Source organism: Stieleria marina, assembly GCA_007741555.1.
Taxonomy (GTDB): Bacteria; Planctomycetota; Planctomycetia; order Pirellulales; family Pirellulaceae; genus K23-9.
In genome coordinates this window covers 927,763-947,704 of record CP036526.1, presented here as the reverse complement: position 1 = coordinate 947,704, position 19,942 = coordinate 927,763, and the positions used below count along the sequence as shown (strand labels likewise).

At 55.2% G+C, this 19,942-nt stretch carries 2 protein-coding genes; both read left to right on the top strand.

The window, feature by feature from the left end:
- Positions 1-626 precede the first annotated feature (626 nt).
- Entirely contained in the window at positions 627-16,805 is a 16,179-nt protein-coding gene (locus K239x_RS03380; protein WP_145416251.1) for a dockerin type I domain-containing protein, read from the top strand.
- A gap of 366 nt (positions 16,806-17,171) precedes the next feature.
- Positions 17,172-19,757 (top strand): dockerin type I domain-containing protein, encoded by a 2,586-nt coding sequence (locus K239x_RS03375; RefSeq protein ID WP_145416250.1) that lies wholly within the window; start codon positions 17,172-17,174, stop codon positions 19,755-19,757.
- Positions 19,758-19,942: the final 185 nt, after the last annotated feature.

The following is a 19,942-nucleotide window of genomic DNA, read 5'->3' as shown; positions in this document are numbered from 1 at the left end:
TCATTGGGTTGATTCGACGCAAACTGGGTAGGACAGAGAAAGGCCATTGCTCAAGTCATCCTGACATGGATTTCGACCAGGGTAAAAACCGAAAAGGGGCGACCCACCCATCCGTGGGGGCCAAGTTTCCTCTGATCGGTCCAGTCGTGCTGGCACACTATCAGCGAACCAGGAAACCTCGCAATAGAGGAACTTTTCTAGATACGCCCGAGTCAAACACCGCTGGCATATCGGTGCCAGCGGCATCCTGCCTACAATCCTCGCAAACTGACTCAAACCTCGTGTGTGAGCCGATTTTCGTTGCGATGACCGGTGGGCTAACTACACTCCGAAACGGGTGTATGCCACTCCCAATCAGCGAATGCCTGCGCCCTGCAGGACAGCTGCCGACTTATCAAAACCGCTTTGTACAAAACCAATAGCACCTACGAATTGCACGCTGGCGCGGAACGATCGAATCATTCGGGTTCGAGAAGTTCGTGTGGTGGTGATCCCGTTGGTTGTGTCGATTCAGTTAGGACGGGCCGCTTTACAGCTGGCTAACGATCCGACCGATTTGGCGAATATAGATCTTCCTACTTTTGATGTATCACCTGCCCTAACGGGCATGTAGACGAGGCCCCTGGATGACATCCCGCAAACCTCAGCTTGTTCAAGCTATTTCATCGCGTCCTTCCCGTTCGCCCTTGGGCGGACGTCGTGATCGCACGCGCCAAAAACGAAACGACAAACGTCGTGCGTTGCTTGAAAATCTGGAAACACGACAACTGCTCGCTGGCCCTGACTTGATTGGGGTCCAACCCAACGAGGGTTCTCTGTTGTTTGACGGATCGACGCTGAATGTGTCGCCGCGTGAAATCGTCTTTCAGTTTGACGACAATTCCGAAATCGATCCCGACACGCTGGATGCCATTCGCATCACACGCGCTGGTGACGACGGTGTCTTCGAATCGGCATCGGCCACCACGGACTTGGGCACCGGTGGACAAGCACTTGTCGAATTTCGAGCCAAGCAATCTGGCAGCATCGGCAACGGCATCACTCTTAACTTCACCAGCACACAGCGCGTTGCGTCGACTTCCCCCGTCGTATCGGTTTCGGGACGCAACATCACGGTCGATTTGGCAAGCAATGCCGGCGTGACGACTCGTTTGCGTGACGTCCTGACTGCGATCAATAACGATACCGAAGCAAACGTGCTTGTCGAAGCAATTTCGGTGAGCGGTTCCACTCAGAACTCCGTCTCGCCAGCGGCACTTGCTGGCAGCACGGTGGTTTTGGCCGGTGCGAATGCCGCCGAAGCGGTGACGGACTTTGGCACCAATGGTCTCGTTCGAATTCGGTTGGTATCGGCGCTGCCGGGAGCCGACGGACTTGCGACTCAGGTCGTGTTTGAGCAACAGAACTTTGGGTCCGCTGCGAACCCTCGCGTATTCGTGACCGGACAGACGGTCCGAGTGCAGCTGAACAGTTTTGCCGGTCAGCCATCGACTGCGGCCGATTTTGTCAACGCGATCAATAACAATTCGGATGCGGCGGCATTGTTTACCGCCACGCTTCAGCAGGGCCAAATCAATACCGTCATCGGTAACCGTCCGACCAGCTATTCGCCACTGGCGCTTGGCGGTGTCAGCGACGTGCTTGTCAAACCTGGATTTGTTGGTCTGGGCGAGAGTCCTCGTGAAGTAGTCTTCCGGTTTGCCGAGCCGCTGCCCGATGACGTTTATCAAATCGATGTTTTGGGCACGGGTATTTCGGCGCTGCGAAACGTCGATGGCGAACGTTTTCAAGACGGCGAAGATCTGCGACGTAATTTTTCGATCAACTTGGGACCTCAAGTTCTCGCGGTTGTTCCTGAACCGGTACGACGTGCAGCGAATGGGTCACTGAGCCCTGAGACGGGCATCATCGAAGTCCACTTCGACAATGATGATCTGGACTTCGCGAAAGCGACGGACCCGAATTTTTACAAGCTGATCTTTACCGCCGACACTGTCACCAACACTGACGACGCGCTGCGTACCGTCGTGCCAACGATCGCGCCGACCTACGATCCGGTCACCAACATTGTGCGGTTGGACTTTGGTCGTCCTTTGTCGCGAATCCCCAATCCAAACAACCCTGTCGGCGGCAACGAACCTTTCTACACCGGTGCAGCTCGGTTGCGCATCGGTTCCAACGAAGCACTTCCCACCGCACCGTTCAATGTCGATTTGCTGGGCGACCCTCAGAATCCGTCAGAACCGGGCGACAGCTTCGCGACCGCTTTTGATTTGAACAGCCAGTGGACACTGACCGGTTCGACAAGTCAGTCAGCAACACTCCGTGGCGACATCTTTAACACCGAGCCATTCGAGCTGGAACTACCCGGCCCCGACCTGCCCGGCACACGTGTGATCCGCCCCGAAGACCCCGCTCGATTGACGCGTCCGGTGCCGTTGGCCTACGTGCAAAATGGCGCGGATTCCTTCGACGGCATCTCCGTCATTCAGTACGACTTTGCAGACAGCTGGCTCGGTGATGATCCATCGCGAGCTGGAATCGCTGACGACACGACGTATTTCAGCGTGATCAGCGAACAGCAGAAACAACGCGTTCGCGAAGTCCTGCAACTGTTCAGCGAATACTTAGGCGTCAACTTTGTAGAAGTCGAAGGTTCGCCAACCAGCAATGCATTTTTCTCGATCACAGTTGGCGATTTGTATGGTGGTGCCACCGGCGCGACCAGCGGACCGGGTGGAACCGCTGTCGTCACCAAGGACCGTGACGGTGATGGTGTCGACGATTTGGGTGTCTTGGACTTCCAGGACTTTGACGAATCCATCGACGATCAGTTCGGCGAAGAGTTCTTTCGCGGAGCGATGTTCTTGGTTGGACAACTGCTTGGCTACGGATACGCCGACGATTTACCACAACCGGTCAGCCAAAGCACAGACTTTGTCTTCACGCCGGGCACTGACAATGAGCCGGCTTTCCCATCGGTCGCTGACATCGTCCATGGACAATATCTCTATCGACCTGACAGCACCGACATCGACCTGTTTCGTTTCGAGCTAACCGCTCCGGGTGAAATTTCGGTCGAAACGATTGCCGAACGATTAAGTGCCCCCAGCCTGCTGGATACGACCGTCAAGTTGTTCAAAGCCAACAGCGCCGGCGGCTTTGACGAAATCTCGCGCAACGACGATTACTTCAGCAACGATTCCCTGGTCAGTCTCCAAGTTGACGCCGGGATTTACATGATTGGTGTCAGCGCAAAAGGCAACGACACCTACGATCCGACGATCTCGGGTACCGGTTTCGGCGGACTGAGCGAAGGCGAATACGAACTTCGTGTCGACTTCAAACCCAGCGCTGTCAATTCGATCACCGACACGACCGGTATCGCTTTGGACGGTGATGCTGATGGACGTCCTGGCGGAATCTTTGACTTTTGGTTCGTGCCAAGCGATCCAGGTGGAACCGGCGTCAATCGCACGATCTACGTCGACAAACTAGGCACTGCGACGGGCGGACAGATCGGAACGGTTGGCAACCCCTTCAACGAAATCGACCTGGCTTTGGCGAGCGCCGACCCCGGTGACACCGTTCGTGTGATCGGCAACGGCGGAACGGACGGATTGCTGGAAACCGCCGAAGACAACTTCAGCTACCAAATTGGCGTGACCAGCAATGGATTGCCTCTTGTTGACGGTGCCACGCTTGATGTCCCTCAAGGCGTCCACCTAGTCATCGACGCGGGGGCCGTGATCAAAATGAATCGCAGCCGCATCGGCGTCGGTAGCACATCGCCGCTGATTGACTTGAGCGATGCGTCGATCCAGATTCTGGGCACCCCGACCATCATCGGTGCCAATGGATTGCCTGCACGTGATGACACCAATCAGATCATTCCAGGCAGCGTGTTCCTGACCAGTATCAACGACGATTCTGTTGGTGCTGGCAATTCGCCTACTTTCACTCCCGCACCCTCACCCGGTGACTGGGGCGGAATCGATTTCCGAGGCGATTTGGATTCGGCTGACGAATCACGACGCAACCGCGAAAACGAAGGCACGTTCCTCAATCAAGTTCAGTATGCCGACATCCGCTACGGTGGTGGATCGGTATCAATCGGTGGTCGCCAAACGGTGGTGTCACCAATCGACATGGCGATCACGCGGCCAACGATCATCAATTCGTCGATCCGTGACAGTGCCGATGCTGCCATGGCAGCGACTCCTGACACGTTCGCTGAAACACGCTTCACCGATCCGTTCTTCCAAGGGCTGACACCGTTCACGCCTGATTACAGTCGCATCGGGCCGGAGATTCATGGCAACACCGTCATCGACAACAGTATCAACGGATTGTTCATCCGATTGTCGACTCGAACGGGCGACCAATTAGAAACGATTAGCCTGCCGTCGCGATTTGACGATTCGGACATCACTCACGTCCTGGCAGAAAACCTAGTTATCGAAGGCACACCCGGCGGACCGGTCATTCAGTCGACCGCTCCTTCTTCGTTGCTGATACGCCCTACCCCGACCACCGGTGGAGCGATCCCAACGGGCACTTATGTCTATCGAATCACCAATGTCAACGCGAGCGGTTTGGAATCGGCGGCTAGCCAGCCAACGATTCCTGTAACTCTTGCAGCCGGACAATCGGCGATCCAATTGTCACAGCTGCCGACGGTCGCATCGGGAACCGATTTTGTTTCGCGGCGTCTGTACCGTGCCGAAGTCGTCGCCGGAATTCCAGGCCAGTTTTCGCTGGTCGCTCAGCTCAATGCGAGCAACACGTCGCACCGTGACACCGTCGCCACGGGATCCTCGCTTCTGTCCGCCGATGGCGCTGCTTTGCGAAGCCGTCTGGATGCCAGTTTGGTGATCGACCCGGGCACTGTCTTGAAATTGGATGGCGCCCGCATCGAAGCCAGATTTGGCGCTAATCTGATCGCCGAAGGCCTGCCTTCATTGCCGATTGTTTTCACAAGTATCGAAGACCAACGTTATGGAGCCGGCGGCACCTTTGACACGAATGATCGTGGCGATTTGGCTGAACTGAATCCTGGCGACTGGGGTGGTATCTACATCGGCCACGGATCGACAGCCAGCATCGACCACGCTGTGATCACCGGTGGTGGTGGCACGACAAGAATCGAAGGTGGCTTTGCATCGTTCAACGCTCTCGAAGTCCACCAAGCGACTTTGCGTCTAACCAACACGACGTTGGAACAAAACGCTGATGGACGCGGCACGCTCAACGGCACCCGAGTCGGTCGCGGCGACAACTCCGAAGGCACGGTGTTTATCAGTGCTTCGCAACCCATCATCGTGGGCAATGACTTTGTCGACGGTGGATCAGCCGCGTTGTCCTTCGACATCAACTCGCTGAGCAGTCTGGAAGTCAGCGATCACGGACGCAGCACCGGCGACATCAACCGCATCGGGATCGTCGGCAACACAGGCCCGTTGATTCAGAACAACTCCATGACTGGCAACGCGATCAATGGACTGCAAGTTCGCGGTGGCGAATTGGCAACCGCTGGAGTCTGGGACGATGTTGACATGGTTCACGTCGTTACCGATTCGATCGAAATTCCTAACCAACACATCTACGGCGGATTGCGACTCCAAAGTGACGCCCGCGGTAGCTTGGTCGTTAAATTTGAAAGTGCCGAAAACGAAAACGCTGGCATCGTCGTTGGCGGCACCTTGCTAACCGCTGCCAACGAGTTTGTTGACATCGCCGATCGAATCGGCGGTGCCTTGCAAGTCATTGGACACCCAGATTTCCCCGTCGTGCTGACGACATTGGCCGACGATTCGGCAGGTGCTGGATTCACTCGCGATGGACAACCAGCGGTCGACACCAATGGTGATGGCGTCAACGGCAGCGACCTTGGCAGTCAGACCGGCGACGGGTTCCGCCAATTGCCAGCTGGCCCCGAAGTCAACTTGGCGACCACGATCAACAATGATGTCGACCCTGCAACCCCCGGCTACTTTGAAGCGACGCTTCAGGATGGTCACCTCACCAACAACGCGGGTGTGACTGTTGTTGATGCGAACACAGGCCAGACTCTGGTCAACCAAAATTACTTCTTTGATTTTGCGACCTACATTATCGTCAACAATGTTGTCACACGTCTCAACGCAACGACCATCACGCAGCCCGTCACGCTGATTGCAGATGACGTTGTCGAGAGCCGCGGAACGTTCGCGGGTCCAAACGGCGAAGTCACCTGGATCGCTCAGACGTCGTTCCGCGATGGCGTGCCGGTGATGTTCTCGGGGTTGGATTTAGAAGCAGCAGCGGGCACGACACTTGGCGATGTCCAAATCGTCAACTTTTTCCACCCAGACATTGGTTTCCCTGGGTTTGAAAACGTTTTCCCATGCGGTGACCCGGGCACTCCCGATTTCCGTGCGACCACCTACCAAGTCGATCAACAGTTCGGATTTGCGCATGGCGGTTACTACGAAAACGACGGCACCAATCAGGAAAACGCCAGCTACATCGGTTGGGCGGCGGACATTTTCACTGACCTAGAAACTCAAATTGCCGCGAACACGCAGACCTATTCGCTAGCCGGCGACATCGACTTGACCAGCCTACCAGCGGTCGTTGATCCTGCATTCGGCAGTGTCTTTGGGCCGGGCGATGTCAACACTGCCTTCGCTTGGCAAGTTGACCCCAGCGCGACCACATCAACGGTCACGTCATTCGTCGAACTGCTCGACGATGCCAACCAAATTTGCGGCGGCGCATCGGTGACCGCTGGACTATGGGACGGCGTGATCGTTCGCGAAGCAGCCAGTGACCGCAACGTTGCGGCGGTTGCCGAACAAGAACCCATTCGTACCGCTGTGTTTGGCACCAACGACATCCCTGATCAATCACAGTTCCTGGGTGAACTGGCGCCAGACCTAAAATCGGGAGACGAAAACCGCCGACTTGGTTTTGTTATCGATGGAGCCATCACGACTCGCGATGACCTGGACGTGTATTCGTTCGTTGCCGAAAGTAACACCGAAGTCTGGTTGGATATCGACCGCACCGGAAATCAATTCGACTCCGTCGTCGAACTGATCGACGCCAATGGACGAATCCTTGCTTCGTCAAACGATTCGATCGCAGGCGAAACCAACAGCGGAGCGATCTTTGTCAACACAGCCGCTGGCGTAAACTCCGACGCCGCTCAAGGTCTTTCGGTCGTCCAAGAACGTTTGGGTGCACAGCAGATCACGGTCAGCGAATCAGCAATCGATGAAGTCGGTGGCAACCTGTTCTTTACGCACAGTGAAGCCACAGTGATTCCGGCCACCAACTCACGTCTTAACGCGGTGCTGCCGGTCGACGTGTTCTTGGCAGATCCAGCCGGTGCCGTCAAAGCTTCCTTGGAAGCGACCTTCCCAGAGCTCGGAACCATCACCGCGACTCTACTACGCCGTACCGATCGCATCGTCGAAACGGGCACCAACAACCTGCTTCGCGCGGGCGACGACTTTGTCGTTCAGCTCCAGTTCGACGAAACACAATTCGTTGGACGAAGCGTTCCGGTGATCGACGCCGATGCGTCGAACATTCCACCAGTCAACGCGGGTGTTCCTTTCACTGCCACCGTCAGCCAACTGCTGACGGGCAACCAGTTGCAAGACGCTTACACGACCAACCCGAAAGACGCGGGAATGCGTCTGGTATTGCCAGGTGAAGCGAATACGCGAAACCTGTATCACATTCGTGTACGCAGTAGTAATGTTCAGAATCCGCTCGATTTCACGAACCTAACGGATAACAGCAAGGTCCGCGATGGCTTGACCACGGGCCGCTATGAACTGCAAGTTCGACTTCGCGAACAAGACGAACGTCCTGGCACGCAAGTACGATTGGCAGACATTCGGTATGCCACCACGGGTCTGCAAATCATTGGCCAACCGCTGCACTCGCCGCTATTGGGCGAAGAGCACGAACAAGCCGCTCCGAACGACCTTCTCAGCCAAGCACAACCGCTTGGATTCTTTGGAGCAGCCAACGACGCCACCCCTAGTGCGGCAGCAAATATTCTGCAGAGCGACACGCTTTCCAAATCGTTCGGTGGCGAACTGGATTCGGCCACGGACGTCGACTGGTATCAGTTCACAATCGACTACCAGAACCTGACTCGCGACGGTGCAGCCCATTACTTGTCGACCGTGTTCGACTTGGACTATGCATCAAATTTCGCACGTGCTGACATGGCTCTGTATGTCTTCAACGCAGCTGGCGAACTGATCTTGATCGGTGGCGACAGCAATGTTGCTGACGATCAACCCGGCAGTGTGAACTCCAACGACACAGGCGATCTGAGCCGCGGTAGTGCTGGCAGCCAAGACCCGTACATCGGTGCGGCCGAATTGCAGGAAGGCACCTACTTCGTAGCAGTTGCCAACCAACAGCAAGTGCCGTTGCCACTGGATCAGTTTTTTGACCCCGCTTCGCTGAATCCGCTGTTGCGTTTGGAGCCGATCACGTCGGTCACACGAATCGCAGAAGACCATATCTTCAGCTCTCGAATTGGTGTCGCTTCACAGCCAGAAGTCCCTGTGTTGTTTGACAACAACTCGTTCCAAGAGTATTCCTTCGACGACGTCTTGTTGTACGTCAACACGTCGGGCGGACTTATTCTGGTCAACCCGTTCACCGGAGCAAACTACGGCAACATCGGTGACTTTGATCAGAACCGAACCTTCAGCGACATTGCCTTTACATCCAATGGCGAGTTGTTCGGATACAGCGATTTCGTTGGTCCCTCCACGGACACAACTTGGTTCTACCATCGCATCGATACCAGCAACGCTTCGCTAAGCGCGCCGCTCAGCACGGGTGCTGGAATCAGTACGTTCCAGTGGAACGGTGTTCCCGTCATCGACGCTGTCACCGGCCAAGAAGTCCTGCCTCGTCTGCTAGACGTCGCGAGTAACACCGGACTGGCCGTCGAAGCGATCACTATCCGAAACCGCAATGGAGTCGAAGAAGGATTCTTTGTGGGCAATCGCCCCGATGTGGGGGCGTTGGAAGTCGATTACTTCAACAACATCCTCTATCGCTTTGACGAACAAACCGGTGCAGCGCAGGGTGCCAACGTTCCCTTGCTGACCGGAGACAATGCCGGTGCTGGTACAACGCCACGTGAAGTAGGACAAATCGACACCGCTCCCGCGCTTACCGCGCTGTCGGCGCAGCTTGGTATCACGAACGCGACCGAGATCGATGCCCAAGGCGTAGCACGTCAGAGCATTTTCGACGGCAACTCATTCACGTTGGATGATTTGACGAATCCGCCCGTGACTTTCGAGTTCGAGCAATCCAATACGCTGACCGCTCTCGGTAATTCACCGGTCCGCGACGGCGATGCGATCCAAATTGACGGCCGCGTCTTCGAGTTCAACACTGGCGCCCGAGTGCAGCTCGACGCCGTTGCTCCGAGCGGACAATTGACCGAAGGATCGTCACTAACGGTTGGTACCGGCACCAGTCAGGTCATCATTGAATATGTCCGATTTGGCCAAGCCGCGCCAGGCAATGTTGCGATTGGGCTAGTGGATGGATTCGGAAACCCACGCTCGATTTCGGCGATCACAGCTGATACTGTCAGCGTGATCAACGACAGCGTCCCTGGCCTCAACGCCCAAGCGAACTTCGACGAAGTCTTCTTCGGTATCTCGCCAACGACTCTGACCTCCGGCGGTGGCGGAGTCACTGTGCAAGGTGATGGCGGATTGCTCAATCCAGGTGCCGTCGCGGTTCCTGTTGATTCGACAGTCGCTGCCGAGTCATTGATTACGACGTTGGCAAACGTGATCAACGCTTCGGGAATTGCGGTCTCCGCATCCGGAACACAGTTGGCGTTGCCTTCATCGAACGTCGTTACGATCATCACGGGTTCTTCGCTAACACTGAGCGGCAGCCCGGGTGTGACTCCTGGCAACATTCCAATCTTGCTGTTGCCGACTGACTCAGCCGCAACCCTGGCTTCGCGAATCGAAACGGCTGTTGAATCTCAACTGCCTAACGTCACCGTAACGCCACGCGGAACGGGACGATCACTCAGCATCGCTGGACCGATCATTTCCAACACGGTTGGTCCCAACATCGTCGCTGGTGGTATTCCTACCGGGGGACGCATCACTGGCGTCGAACTGGTCGGCTCAACGCTCTATGCGGTCGACAATGCTGGTGGCCTTTTCAGCGTCAGCTCGGGCGAACTGTCCGGCGATGCACCTCGACAAGTTGGACGTTACGTTTCGACGGCGACTGACTTGGTAGGAATCAACTTCTCCGGTCTTCGCGCTGGCCCCGCCAGCGTCCAAGACGGCGAACTCCGTGACATTCTGTTTGGAATCACATCGGGCGGCGACATCTATGCCTTCAACACCTTCGGCGAACTACAGCCTGTGTTTGCCGGCGGCCGCTCAGTCATCTCGACCGGGATCGCTGGAGCAGAAGGACTTGATTTCAGCACGCTGGACTACAACTTGTGGCACGTGACCGACACACGCGAATTGGATCCTGGCCACGGAATCAACGAACTTGATCCCAATGGGGCTCAATCTGCGAACGGCCTGGACGACTCCTACCGCAGAACAGACTTTGGCCTGAACAACAACAGTTTGGCCTTCAACTACGAACGCGGTAATCACGGCGGCAACTACGCTTCGCTTGCCGAGCGTCCCGACCAAACACCGCGGACCGATGGCCAGAACGTTGCCAGCACCTACAACTTCCCTGGCGGAGCCAAAGGAGTTCTGAACAGTAATCAGTTTTCGTTGGAAGGATATTCAGCCAATGACAAACCGGTTCTGTACTTCAACTATTTCCTAGAAACCGACGTCACTCGTGACCGACTTCGCGTCTACGTTGTCGGCGCCGATGGCTCGGAAACCCTAGTCGCTTCGAACAGCGAGTTCCGTCAACCTGGATTCTTGGACGACGAGTTTGACGATCCGGATCCATTCCAAGGGATCGACGTCCAAGTCCAGCAGATCTTTGATGGCACGGGAACATGGCGACAAGCTCGTGTTCCGCTCGGCGACTTTGCTGGCCAAAGTGGACTCGGTTTGCGGATCGAATTCACTACGAACGGAACCACGCAAACGTTCTCCGACGCGTCGGCATTCTTTGGCCGCTCGTCACCCACGATCCGAACCGTCGCAGCGGATTCGTTGGTCGATGGCCAAACATTCCAAGTCAACAACGAAGAGTTCGTTATTGATTTTGCACCAACGCTTCAGGTTCCCTCCGGTTCGCAACTGGCAGACCTGTACTCGGATCCGTTGCAGACATCGGTATTGACCATCGATGGCCAGGACTACTTGCTCAACGACGGCACACGGACAGCGACAGCCAGCCAGATTTCGATCAACTTGCTCAACAACACCGTCGCTGGCACGACTTTATCGGACCTTTCGTCTCAAGAGATTGCCACGGCAATTGCTGAAGGCGTACGTCTGAATCCTCCGCCAAACCCAGGCATTTCGGGCTTCAGTTTCTCAGACCCTGAAGACGACCCCGCCAGCGCTGGCCGCAACGACTTCATCTATGAAGCCACTTCGCTGCCGTACAGCGGTGGTAACCTGACGATCACAGGCACCGGTCGCCTTGGCACCGATCCTGCGAACGGAGCTGTCACGCACATCGACGATGTTGACCTGCTACGCGTCAACGTCACCGAAGGCACGACGATCAGTACGGATGTTGACTTTGACTTCAACACCAACAGTTCGGCCGTCATTCGGTACTTCGACGCCGAAGGCAATTCGCTGACCAATGTTCAGTTCGATGCTGCAACCGGTGCGGTCCAGTACACCGCCACGTCAGACGGAGTGATCTACATTGGCATCAGTGGCACAGGCAACAATGTCTACGATCCACGCCTACCTGGAACCGCCGCTGCTGGACTCGTCGACAGTTACTCGGCCAGCATCAGCATGGACCTCTCGACCGCGATCCTGACGGAAGACAACGCGATCGAACTCAACGGCCTTACCTCACTTTCGGCTTCACCGTCGAATCTGTTTACCGTCACCGGTGCGAACGCGACCGTTGGAAACCCAGTCCGTGTCAGCCGATTCATGACGTCGACACAGGTGGCACAGCAGGTCCAACGAGCCATCGCAAATCGCTTCACTAGCGGTGACACGACATACATCCCATCCTCGGGACCAACGTTGACATTGGCAGGATTCACGCTGAACGATCCGGGCCCATTCGCGTTGCCTCAAGATCGTTACGGCGACAATTTCACAACGGATGAAATCCCTGACCCCGTCAACGGCGACTTGGCCGAAAGTTCGCTCAACAACGAATTCGAGGGCGTCTACCTTGATGACTTCATTATCGGCTTTGCCGAACGAGGCGAAGTCGCTACCGCCTCCGCCGTCGTGGACACTGCGTTCATTACCAATGGTCTGCTCAACATTTCGACACCGGGCGACCCAGCCAGCCAGCTGTCGACAGGCACGTACCAAGTGGAGATCCGTGACGCCAGCGAATACGTCGAAACGTTTGGCATTCCAACTGCGTTCCGGACTTTCGACACCAATGATCGATTGGTTTCATCGTCACGATCTATCGTCGCCAAGGGCGCGGCTCAAATTCAAGACGGCTTCTCCTTCTCGATTTTTGATGGTCGATCGACGGTTGAATTTGAATTCGACCTGATCGAATCCAATACAGGCGTTACTCCTGGCCGAGTGCAGATTCCTTACACGCTGCTCGCGACCGATCCATTGACCGGCGTGACACGTCCTCAAACGTCAACCGAAGTTGCGTCCAGCATTATCGCTGCGATCAACCGTAGCGACGTGCAATCGCTAATCGATGTACCGGCTTTGCAAAGCAGCGGCGTGGATGCGATCGTCGATGACCGCATCAACCTGTTCGGCGACGTCGTCGTCACTGACCAAGATGGTGGTTTGGCGGAAATCGCCGTAGGCAGCAACCGCGGTGATGACAACCGTGAACGCGAAAGCCAAGGCGTTATCCTGATCGAAAACAGCCGCTTCTTGTTCAACGAAGATTATGGAATCGACATTGCCCACGATGCCAACGCTGACATCAACGGCACGTCCACCGAATCGATCGTTCGCTATCCGCGAAACTTGATCGAACTCAATAGCGAAAGCTTGGTTCCAGGCGTCGTGGTTCAAAGTAACGTGTTCGCGTTCAACGCCGTCGGTGGCCTACAAGTCGCTGGCTTGACGTCAGGCATCACCGAAACGGGGAACGCCCCGATTCCGTACGAACGAATTGTTAACAACACGTTCATCGGCGGCCGAATTCTGTCGGGCAGCCAGTCGCCAGCGGCAACCATCAACGGAATCGTCTTTGACCAGGGAAACATCTCCTTCGCTGATTCGGTAATTTCATACAACCCAAGTGCCGGTGGTGGTGCTCCAACAAGCACCTTCCAAGACAGCACCACTGTGTTGGGTGCTCCGGATGGCCCAGGCCGCGGCCCCGAACCTGCTGACGGAACCACAACGGTATCCTTGGGACTGGGCGGTTCGATAACCGTGGAGTTCACCAACAACTTGCTGACAGGCAGCGGAGATTCGCGACCTGACTTGGTTGTTTTTGAAGCCGGTGCCGTGGAATCGGTCCGAGTCGAAATCAGCCGTGACGGTGTCAACTTCTTCGATGTTGGCGAACTGGCTGGATTGACGAATCAGCTGGACATTGATGCTGCTGGATTCGGGCTGCAAGATCGCTTTGCGTTTGTGCGACTGACCGACAACCGACAGGGCGACATCAACATTGGCTCCCTGGGAGCTGACATCGACGCGATTGGTGCCATCAGCACCGTGCCCGTCGATTTGTTCGGAGCGGCAGGAATCGGCGTCAACATCGTCGGCAATGCAGCACCGACGTTGCTGAACAACGTCATCTCTAACTCGGAAACCGGCGTCGTTGTTGACCCTGCCAACACCGGCGTTGTACTGGGTGGCAACAGCTACTATCGAAATACGACCGACGTTCCGACGGGCGTGTCGCTAGGCCAGTTCTCTGAAGTGCTTTCACCTTCGGAAGTGGTCTTTGTCGATGCGGCAGACCTAGTGTTTGCTCCCGCCGCTGGCGCCAGCATCATCGACAGCTCAATCGATTCACTTCCTGAACGAGCGAGTTTGGTCACGGTTCGCAATCCGCTGGGCATTCCAGCGTCACCGATCTTGGCTCCACGATTGGACGTCAACGGACAGTTGCGAGTCGACGACCCGAATGTCGAAACGCCAAGCGGGCTAGGCGAACGAGTCTTTAAAGATCGTGGTGCCTCGGATCGCGGTGACCTTGCTGGACCTCGCGCTATTCTGCTTTCACCACGGGCACCAGGCCTTGGAATCGGCGCGGGAGTAGTCAGTGTTCTCGGCGATGCTCCCTCGTTCTTTGAAGTTCAGTTGATCGACGGATTGGCACCTGCTGACGTCACTCCTGGAACCGGTGTCAATGATCGCACCGTCGACAGCGGATCCGTGCTGGTCTTGAAAGACAACGTTGCACTTGTCGAAGGTGTCGACTATCGATTTGGATACAACCCAAGCACGAACATCATCCGCCTGACTCCGATCGCCGGAGTCTGGGAACAAGATTCGACCTACGTCATTCGCATGGTCGATGCGTCGGACGCCGTCATCACGGCAAGCAACGGAAATGACTACGTCGATGGGGGCGTCTTAAACGTTCTCGACACGCTCGGTGAATCGACCGCGTTTGAGTACGAACTGGGAATCCAGATCAATCTCAGCACTAGTTTGACAGCCGCTCAGGCTGACGGAATTGTGTTCGAGGTCTTTGATGGCAACACGCTACTGAGTTTCGAGCTCAACAGCGACGATAATTTCGACAACACCAATAACGAAATTCCGATTCCTGAAGCGGGAACAAGTCAGCAGATTGCTGATGCGATTGCAGCCGCCATCAATTCCAGCACTGCACTGAACTTCACCGCGGCCACCGCTGGCAGCACTATTCAGTTGCTGGGCGGAACACCGTTGTCATCGGTTACGACCACCGACAACTTTGTGACGACCACCGGTGCAATCGGTACCTCCACCGGATTTGGATTCCAAATCCCGTTTGAGCTTGCAGCACCTGCCAGTTCAATCAGTGACGGTCAGACATTCACGATTCGTCGTGGAGCAGTCGATTCAGAGACGTTTGAATTTACAACCGACGGCGTGGTCAATACAGCTGACGCGATCGCCATCAACATCGGCGGCAACCAGACACTTGATCAAATCGCGGACCAGATTGTTCGTGCGGTCGGCGGGACTGGCTTGGGCGTCAACCCATCCAACGTTGGCGCAGGTCGCATCTTCTTGGGTGCCGACGCAAACTACTCCCTTGACCTCAGCAACTCGACGCTGACTCAGATTGGGGTTCCTGGAGAAGTCGCCACGGTTGCGATCCCGATTTCGATTGGCCTGGAAGCCACCGAAGTATCGCCAGTCATCAAAGCTGTGATCGATGCCCAGCAGCTTGCCGGCGTGAGCACCACGTTGGTTGACACTCGCGTCTTTGTCGAAGGCACGGTCGGCGTCAATGGCGTCGGAGCAGTTGATCTGATCACGATCGCTGACGAAGTTGGTAACCAACTGCAAAACAATCAAGTCGATGGTCGCACTGAGTTGACGATCTTCATTGGCAGTGGCTTTGATTTCGGTGATGCTCCAACACCGTACGCTTCGTTGGACGTCGATGGCGGTCCACGACACGCCGTCGACACTAGCTTTGCAATCGGTGCGACGGTAACGCCTGATTCAAACGCTCAGTTGGTCAATGCGGATAACGACGACGGAATTTCGCTGCCACTGTCAGTTCAGACCGGGTTCGATATCCCGAACCTGACGATTGACTTGACCGTTCCAGTTGGAAAAACGTTCTACCTGGACGCTTGGTTTGACTGGGATGGCGACGGCGTCTTTGAAAACAATGACATCGAACGACGTCGATTCGGTTCGGTTGGCACGGGACGAACCGTGTTACAGAACGGATCGAACTCAATCGAAGATGTTGCTGCTGACCCTGCCAATGGAATCGTTCAGCAGTTTGGAATCAATGTTCCTGCGGACGCAAAGCTGGGCGAAACCTATGCCCGATTCCGCTTGAGCGAAATCGATATTTCGGGACCCAATGGCGACATTCTCAATACTGACGTCTCAGTTGCTGCGGGTGAGATTGAAGATGTGCGATTGCTGGTCACGAACAATCCTTTCCAAAACCCCACGAACTTTGCGGATGTCAATGCAAGCGGATTTGTTACGCCACTGGATGCTTTGCAAATCATCAATTTGCTGGCCAGCCTGAATCCAGGCCAAACCGAAATTGATCTCAGCTCGAATACGCTCCCTGCTAACATGCCTCAGTTCCCTGACGCCAATGGAAGCGGAGCGATCACGCCATCGGACATCTTGCAAGTCATCAACTACTTGGCCGAATTTGGAAGCCAGCAGAACGGTAACGGCGAACAACTTGCACAAGGCGAATTCATTTCGCCGGCGAGCTTGAATTCAAGCTTTGTGCCAGTCAACTCGGGCGGCGTTCTTGCGGGTGCAACAACTTTGGTCGGAGATGTGCTGCTGAAGGAATCGGCTGCTGAACCTGAGGCAGTCGCTCCCGTTGCCGCTCAGCCAACCAGTGTGTTTGACCAGCCAGAAGCAATCAAACTGGACAGTCTTGTCGACGATTTGGCTGCTGACGCAACCAAGGCACGCGAGAGTGCTGACGCCGATGGCGACACGGACCTGAATGCTATCGACGAACTTTTCGCGAGCCTGTAATCGACGGGCCACCCGGCCCGTTGATCATGACAAGTTTTAGAAAGCAACTGCCATCGCAAACCGCCCTGCGGATCACGCATGTCCACCTTCCCCAGAGGGTGTCGGCATGCAGTAGTGGGCAGGTGGCATCATTGGATTGCTTAAAATCGTGACGCTGAGCGAGACTTTTCCGGTTAAATAGCGTCTAACCGATGTATGGGTCGTTTCGGTCCGATAACCATAGGGAAGTGGCATCCCAGAGACTGATCTGTTTTGTGCCCCCGATTTCTACTCGGAGCCCCTCTTTTTCTGCTCATGTTTCGCAAACGTTCCCAACAGAGACGATCCCGTCCAAGTCGACATGGACGATCTGCGCAGTTTCAAAAGTTGGAAACTCGCCAGCTGCTAGCTGCCGATGCATTCGGACCAACCAATCTTGATACGGGCGAATTCTTTCTCGGCTCCGTCACCGTGACGCCAGTGTTCTTTGAGAGCGACGGAAGCGGTGAAGACCACACGCAGAGCTGGACAGAGCAAGAGATTGACGAAGCACTTGCCAAAATTGGCGAGAGTGTTCAGTGGTGGAGTAATTTGCTGGGCACGATCACCGACAAGCACAAGCTGGAATTCGTCATTGATGATACGTACGCACGTGATCCCGTCGAAACCAGCTATGAACCCATCGCCAACACGAGCCAGACTTTTCAACGCTACGTCAGCGATTTTCTGATTGATCAAGACCTGGGTGATTCGTCGTCCGTCAACCATGGAATGCTTCGTTTCAATGATCGTCAACGTAACGCGCCGGAGAATCAAACCGATTGGGCGTTTACGATTTTCATGGTTGATTCCTCGGACGACAGCGATGGATTTTTTGACCGGTCGGGTGAGTTCTCAGGCGCATTTGCTTATTCAGGCGGACTGTATGTAGTGACACCCAGCACGCGGCCGACCTCCACCATCACGCACGAAATTGGACACATCTTTTGGGCGCGTGACGAGTATCCAGGCGGTGGCACCTACACGGATCGCGCAGGCTACTACGACTCGCAAAACATCAATGCGTTTGACAATCCGAATTTGGAACAAGAACCTGGCATCATGCGAGGCGGCACTCGCACTGAGGAAGCATTTCAACAGGGCATTACGTCCCTGCGGACATTGGAATTCGTTGGGTGGCGAGACAGCGATGGCGACGGCGTATTTGACCTCGCCGATGTGCCGCTAGACCTGGATGTCGCCGGTTACTTTGACGCCGAAAACTCGGTGTATCACGTCTCAGGTTCTGCGTCAGCCGTTCCACTACTGAATCAGAACTCCCGCAGTTTCCAGAGCGATATCACGTTTAATCAGATTGATCGACTGGAATACCGGCTCGATGGCGGTGATTGGGCAACCGCGCAAACCTACGACCAACAGCAAGTCGACATCGATGTGGCAATCGAATTGCCCAGTGATTTTGACACCATTGAATTCCGAGTCGTTGATGCATTTGAGATGGATTCCGGGCAAGAGGCCATTATCACTGAGAGCTCGATCGTTTCTGGCACCGCACTTGAGCCGGCGTTGAACGATTGGTCGCTCCGCGGCTACGTCTATCTCGACAGCGATGACGATGGCGAGCGGTCAGCAAGCGACGCACTGCTGACCGGAACCACAGCAACCCTACTAGCCGCTGATGGATCGAATCTTTTTGGTGGAAGCATCACGGCGACGGCATTTGATGGTGCAGTTCCAGCGACCGTTCCTGGGCTGACTCTGACAGCAGTCGGCGCGCAGTATAACGAACAGGTTTATGCATCCAACGCGATCGACAACGCGGATATAAAAGTCTTTCAGGCTCGCAACTTTACGTTTGATCGCTTCGAGGATGGCTGGGGTGATTCGGTTGCCTTGTCCGCTGCATTCGACCAAACCGTAGGAGAAGTCAACGTCAGTGTCGTGGGTTTGGACTCGGGTAGTTACGCGCGTTTGGAAGCCTATGATTCCACCGGGAATTTGCTAACACGAACCACCAGTGAACTGATTGCAGCCGACGCGATGGAGTCGATTTCGATCGAAGACCCGCAGGGGCGAATTGCCCGCGTTCAGGTACTTGGCCACGCACGCACAAAAATCGCAATCGTTGATTTGGATTTCGGATTCTCATCGACCGTTACAACGAATGCGGATGGCGTCTGGCAGTTTCCCAATCTTGCCGCTGGCGATTATCAGTTGCAACTTGCTGCGAACAATCTGATTCACCAATTCGACGCGTCCACGGTAAATGTGCAGGTCACGGATCAACCGGGTCCCATCATGGCGGTAGCTGCCAGCGTAGGAGACAGTCCTCGACATAACGTTGACTTGGCGTTTGATGTCGACGGTGCGAATGGGGTGACGCCTGCCGACATCCTTGCTGTGATCAATGACATCGCAGAAAACGGGGCACGTACGCTTGGCCAGCACGAAACGGCCGGGCTGAATATTGATGTCAGTAACGATGGCATGATTTCGCCGCTCGATGTGCTACGAGTGATCAATTACTTGGCGGAGAACGCCAGTATCAGCGGCGGGCTTTCGGAGCTCATTGATGACAGCGAATCAGCTTTTTCAAACGAGCCAGCATCCACTGATGCCTTCATGGCGAAGCGGGAAAGTCCCGATTCAGACTTTTTTAATTCGCCTCAAGCAGCCAAATCGTTATCCGATCAGCACGAAACAGCCTTGAAAGACGGTGTTTTCTCACAAATGTTCAACTCTGCGGGTAATACGACCCGCGACGAAAGTACGAGCAGTGGGAGTACCGATAGTCAGACTGACGGAGTTGTTTTTTCGGAATCTGACGATTCAGATCAATCAGCAGACGGAACCAAAAAGCCCGCAAATGACTTGAGAAACGACCTATTAGCGCCCCAGTTGTCCGCTGAATTGGCTGATACCGGGATACTAAGTAGTGCTTTTGAGGGCAATTCCTTGGAACCCAAACGCTGAAAACTGATCTAACCCGCTGCGCCGACGAACTGACAAACATGCCCTGCAACATTGATAAAACAGGATAACCAGATAAGATAGGCTCTCTAATCTGGATTTCGCGGCATTCCGCGCTAGCGATAACTAAGATGCCTCGACTCCCGTATTGAATTCGGGCCGCATGCCGTGCGTCAACGGCGCCCCAA

Bases quoted from the DNA above. Each gene is read 5' to 3' on its own strand.
- K239x_RS03380 (WP_145416251.1), top strand. From the start codon at position 627: ATGACATCCCGCAAACCTCAGCTTGTTCAAGCTATTTCATCGCGTCCT.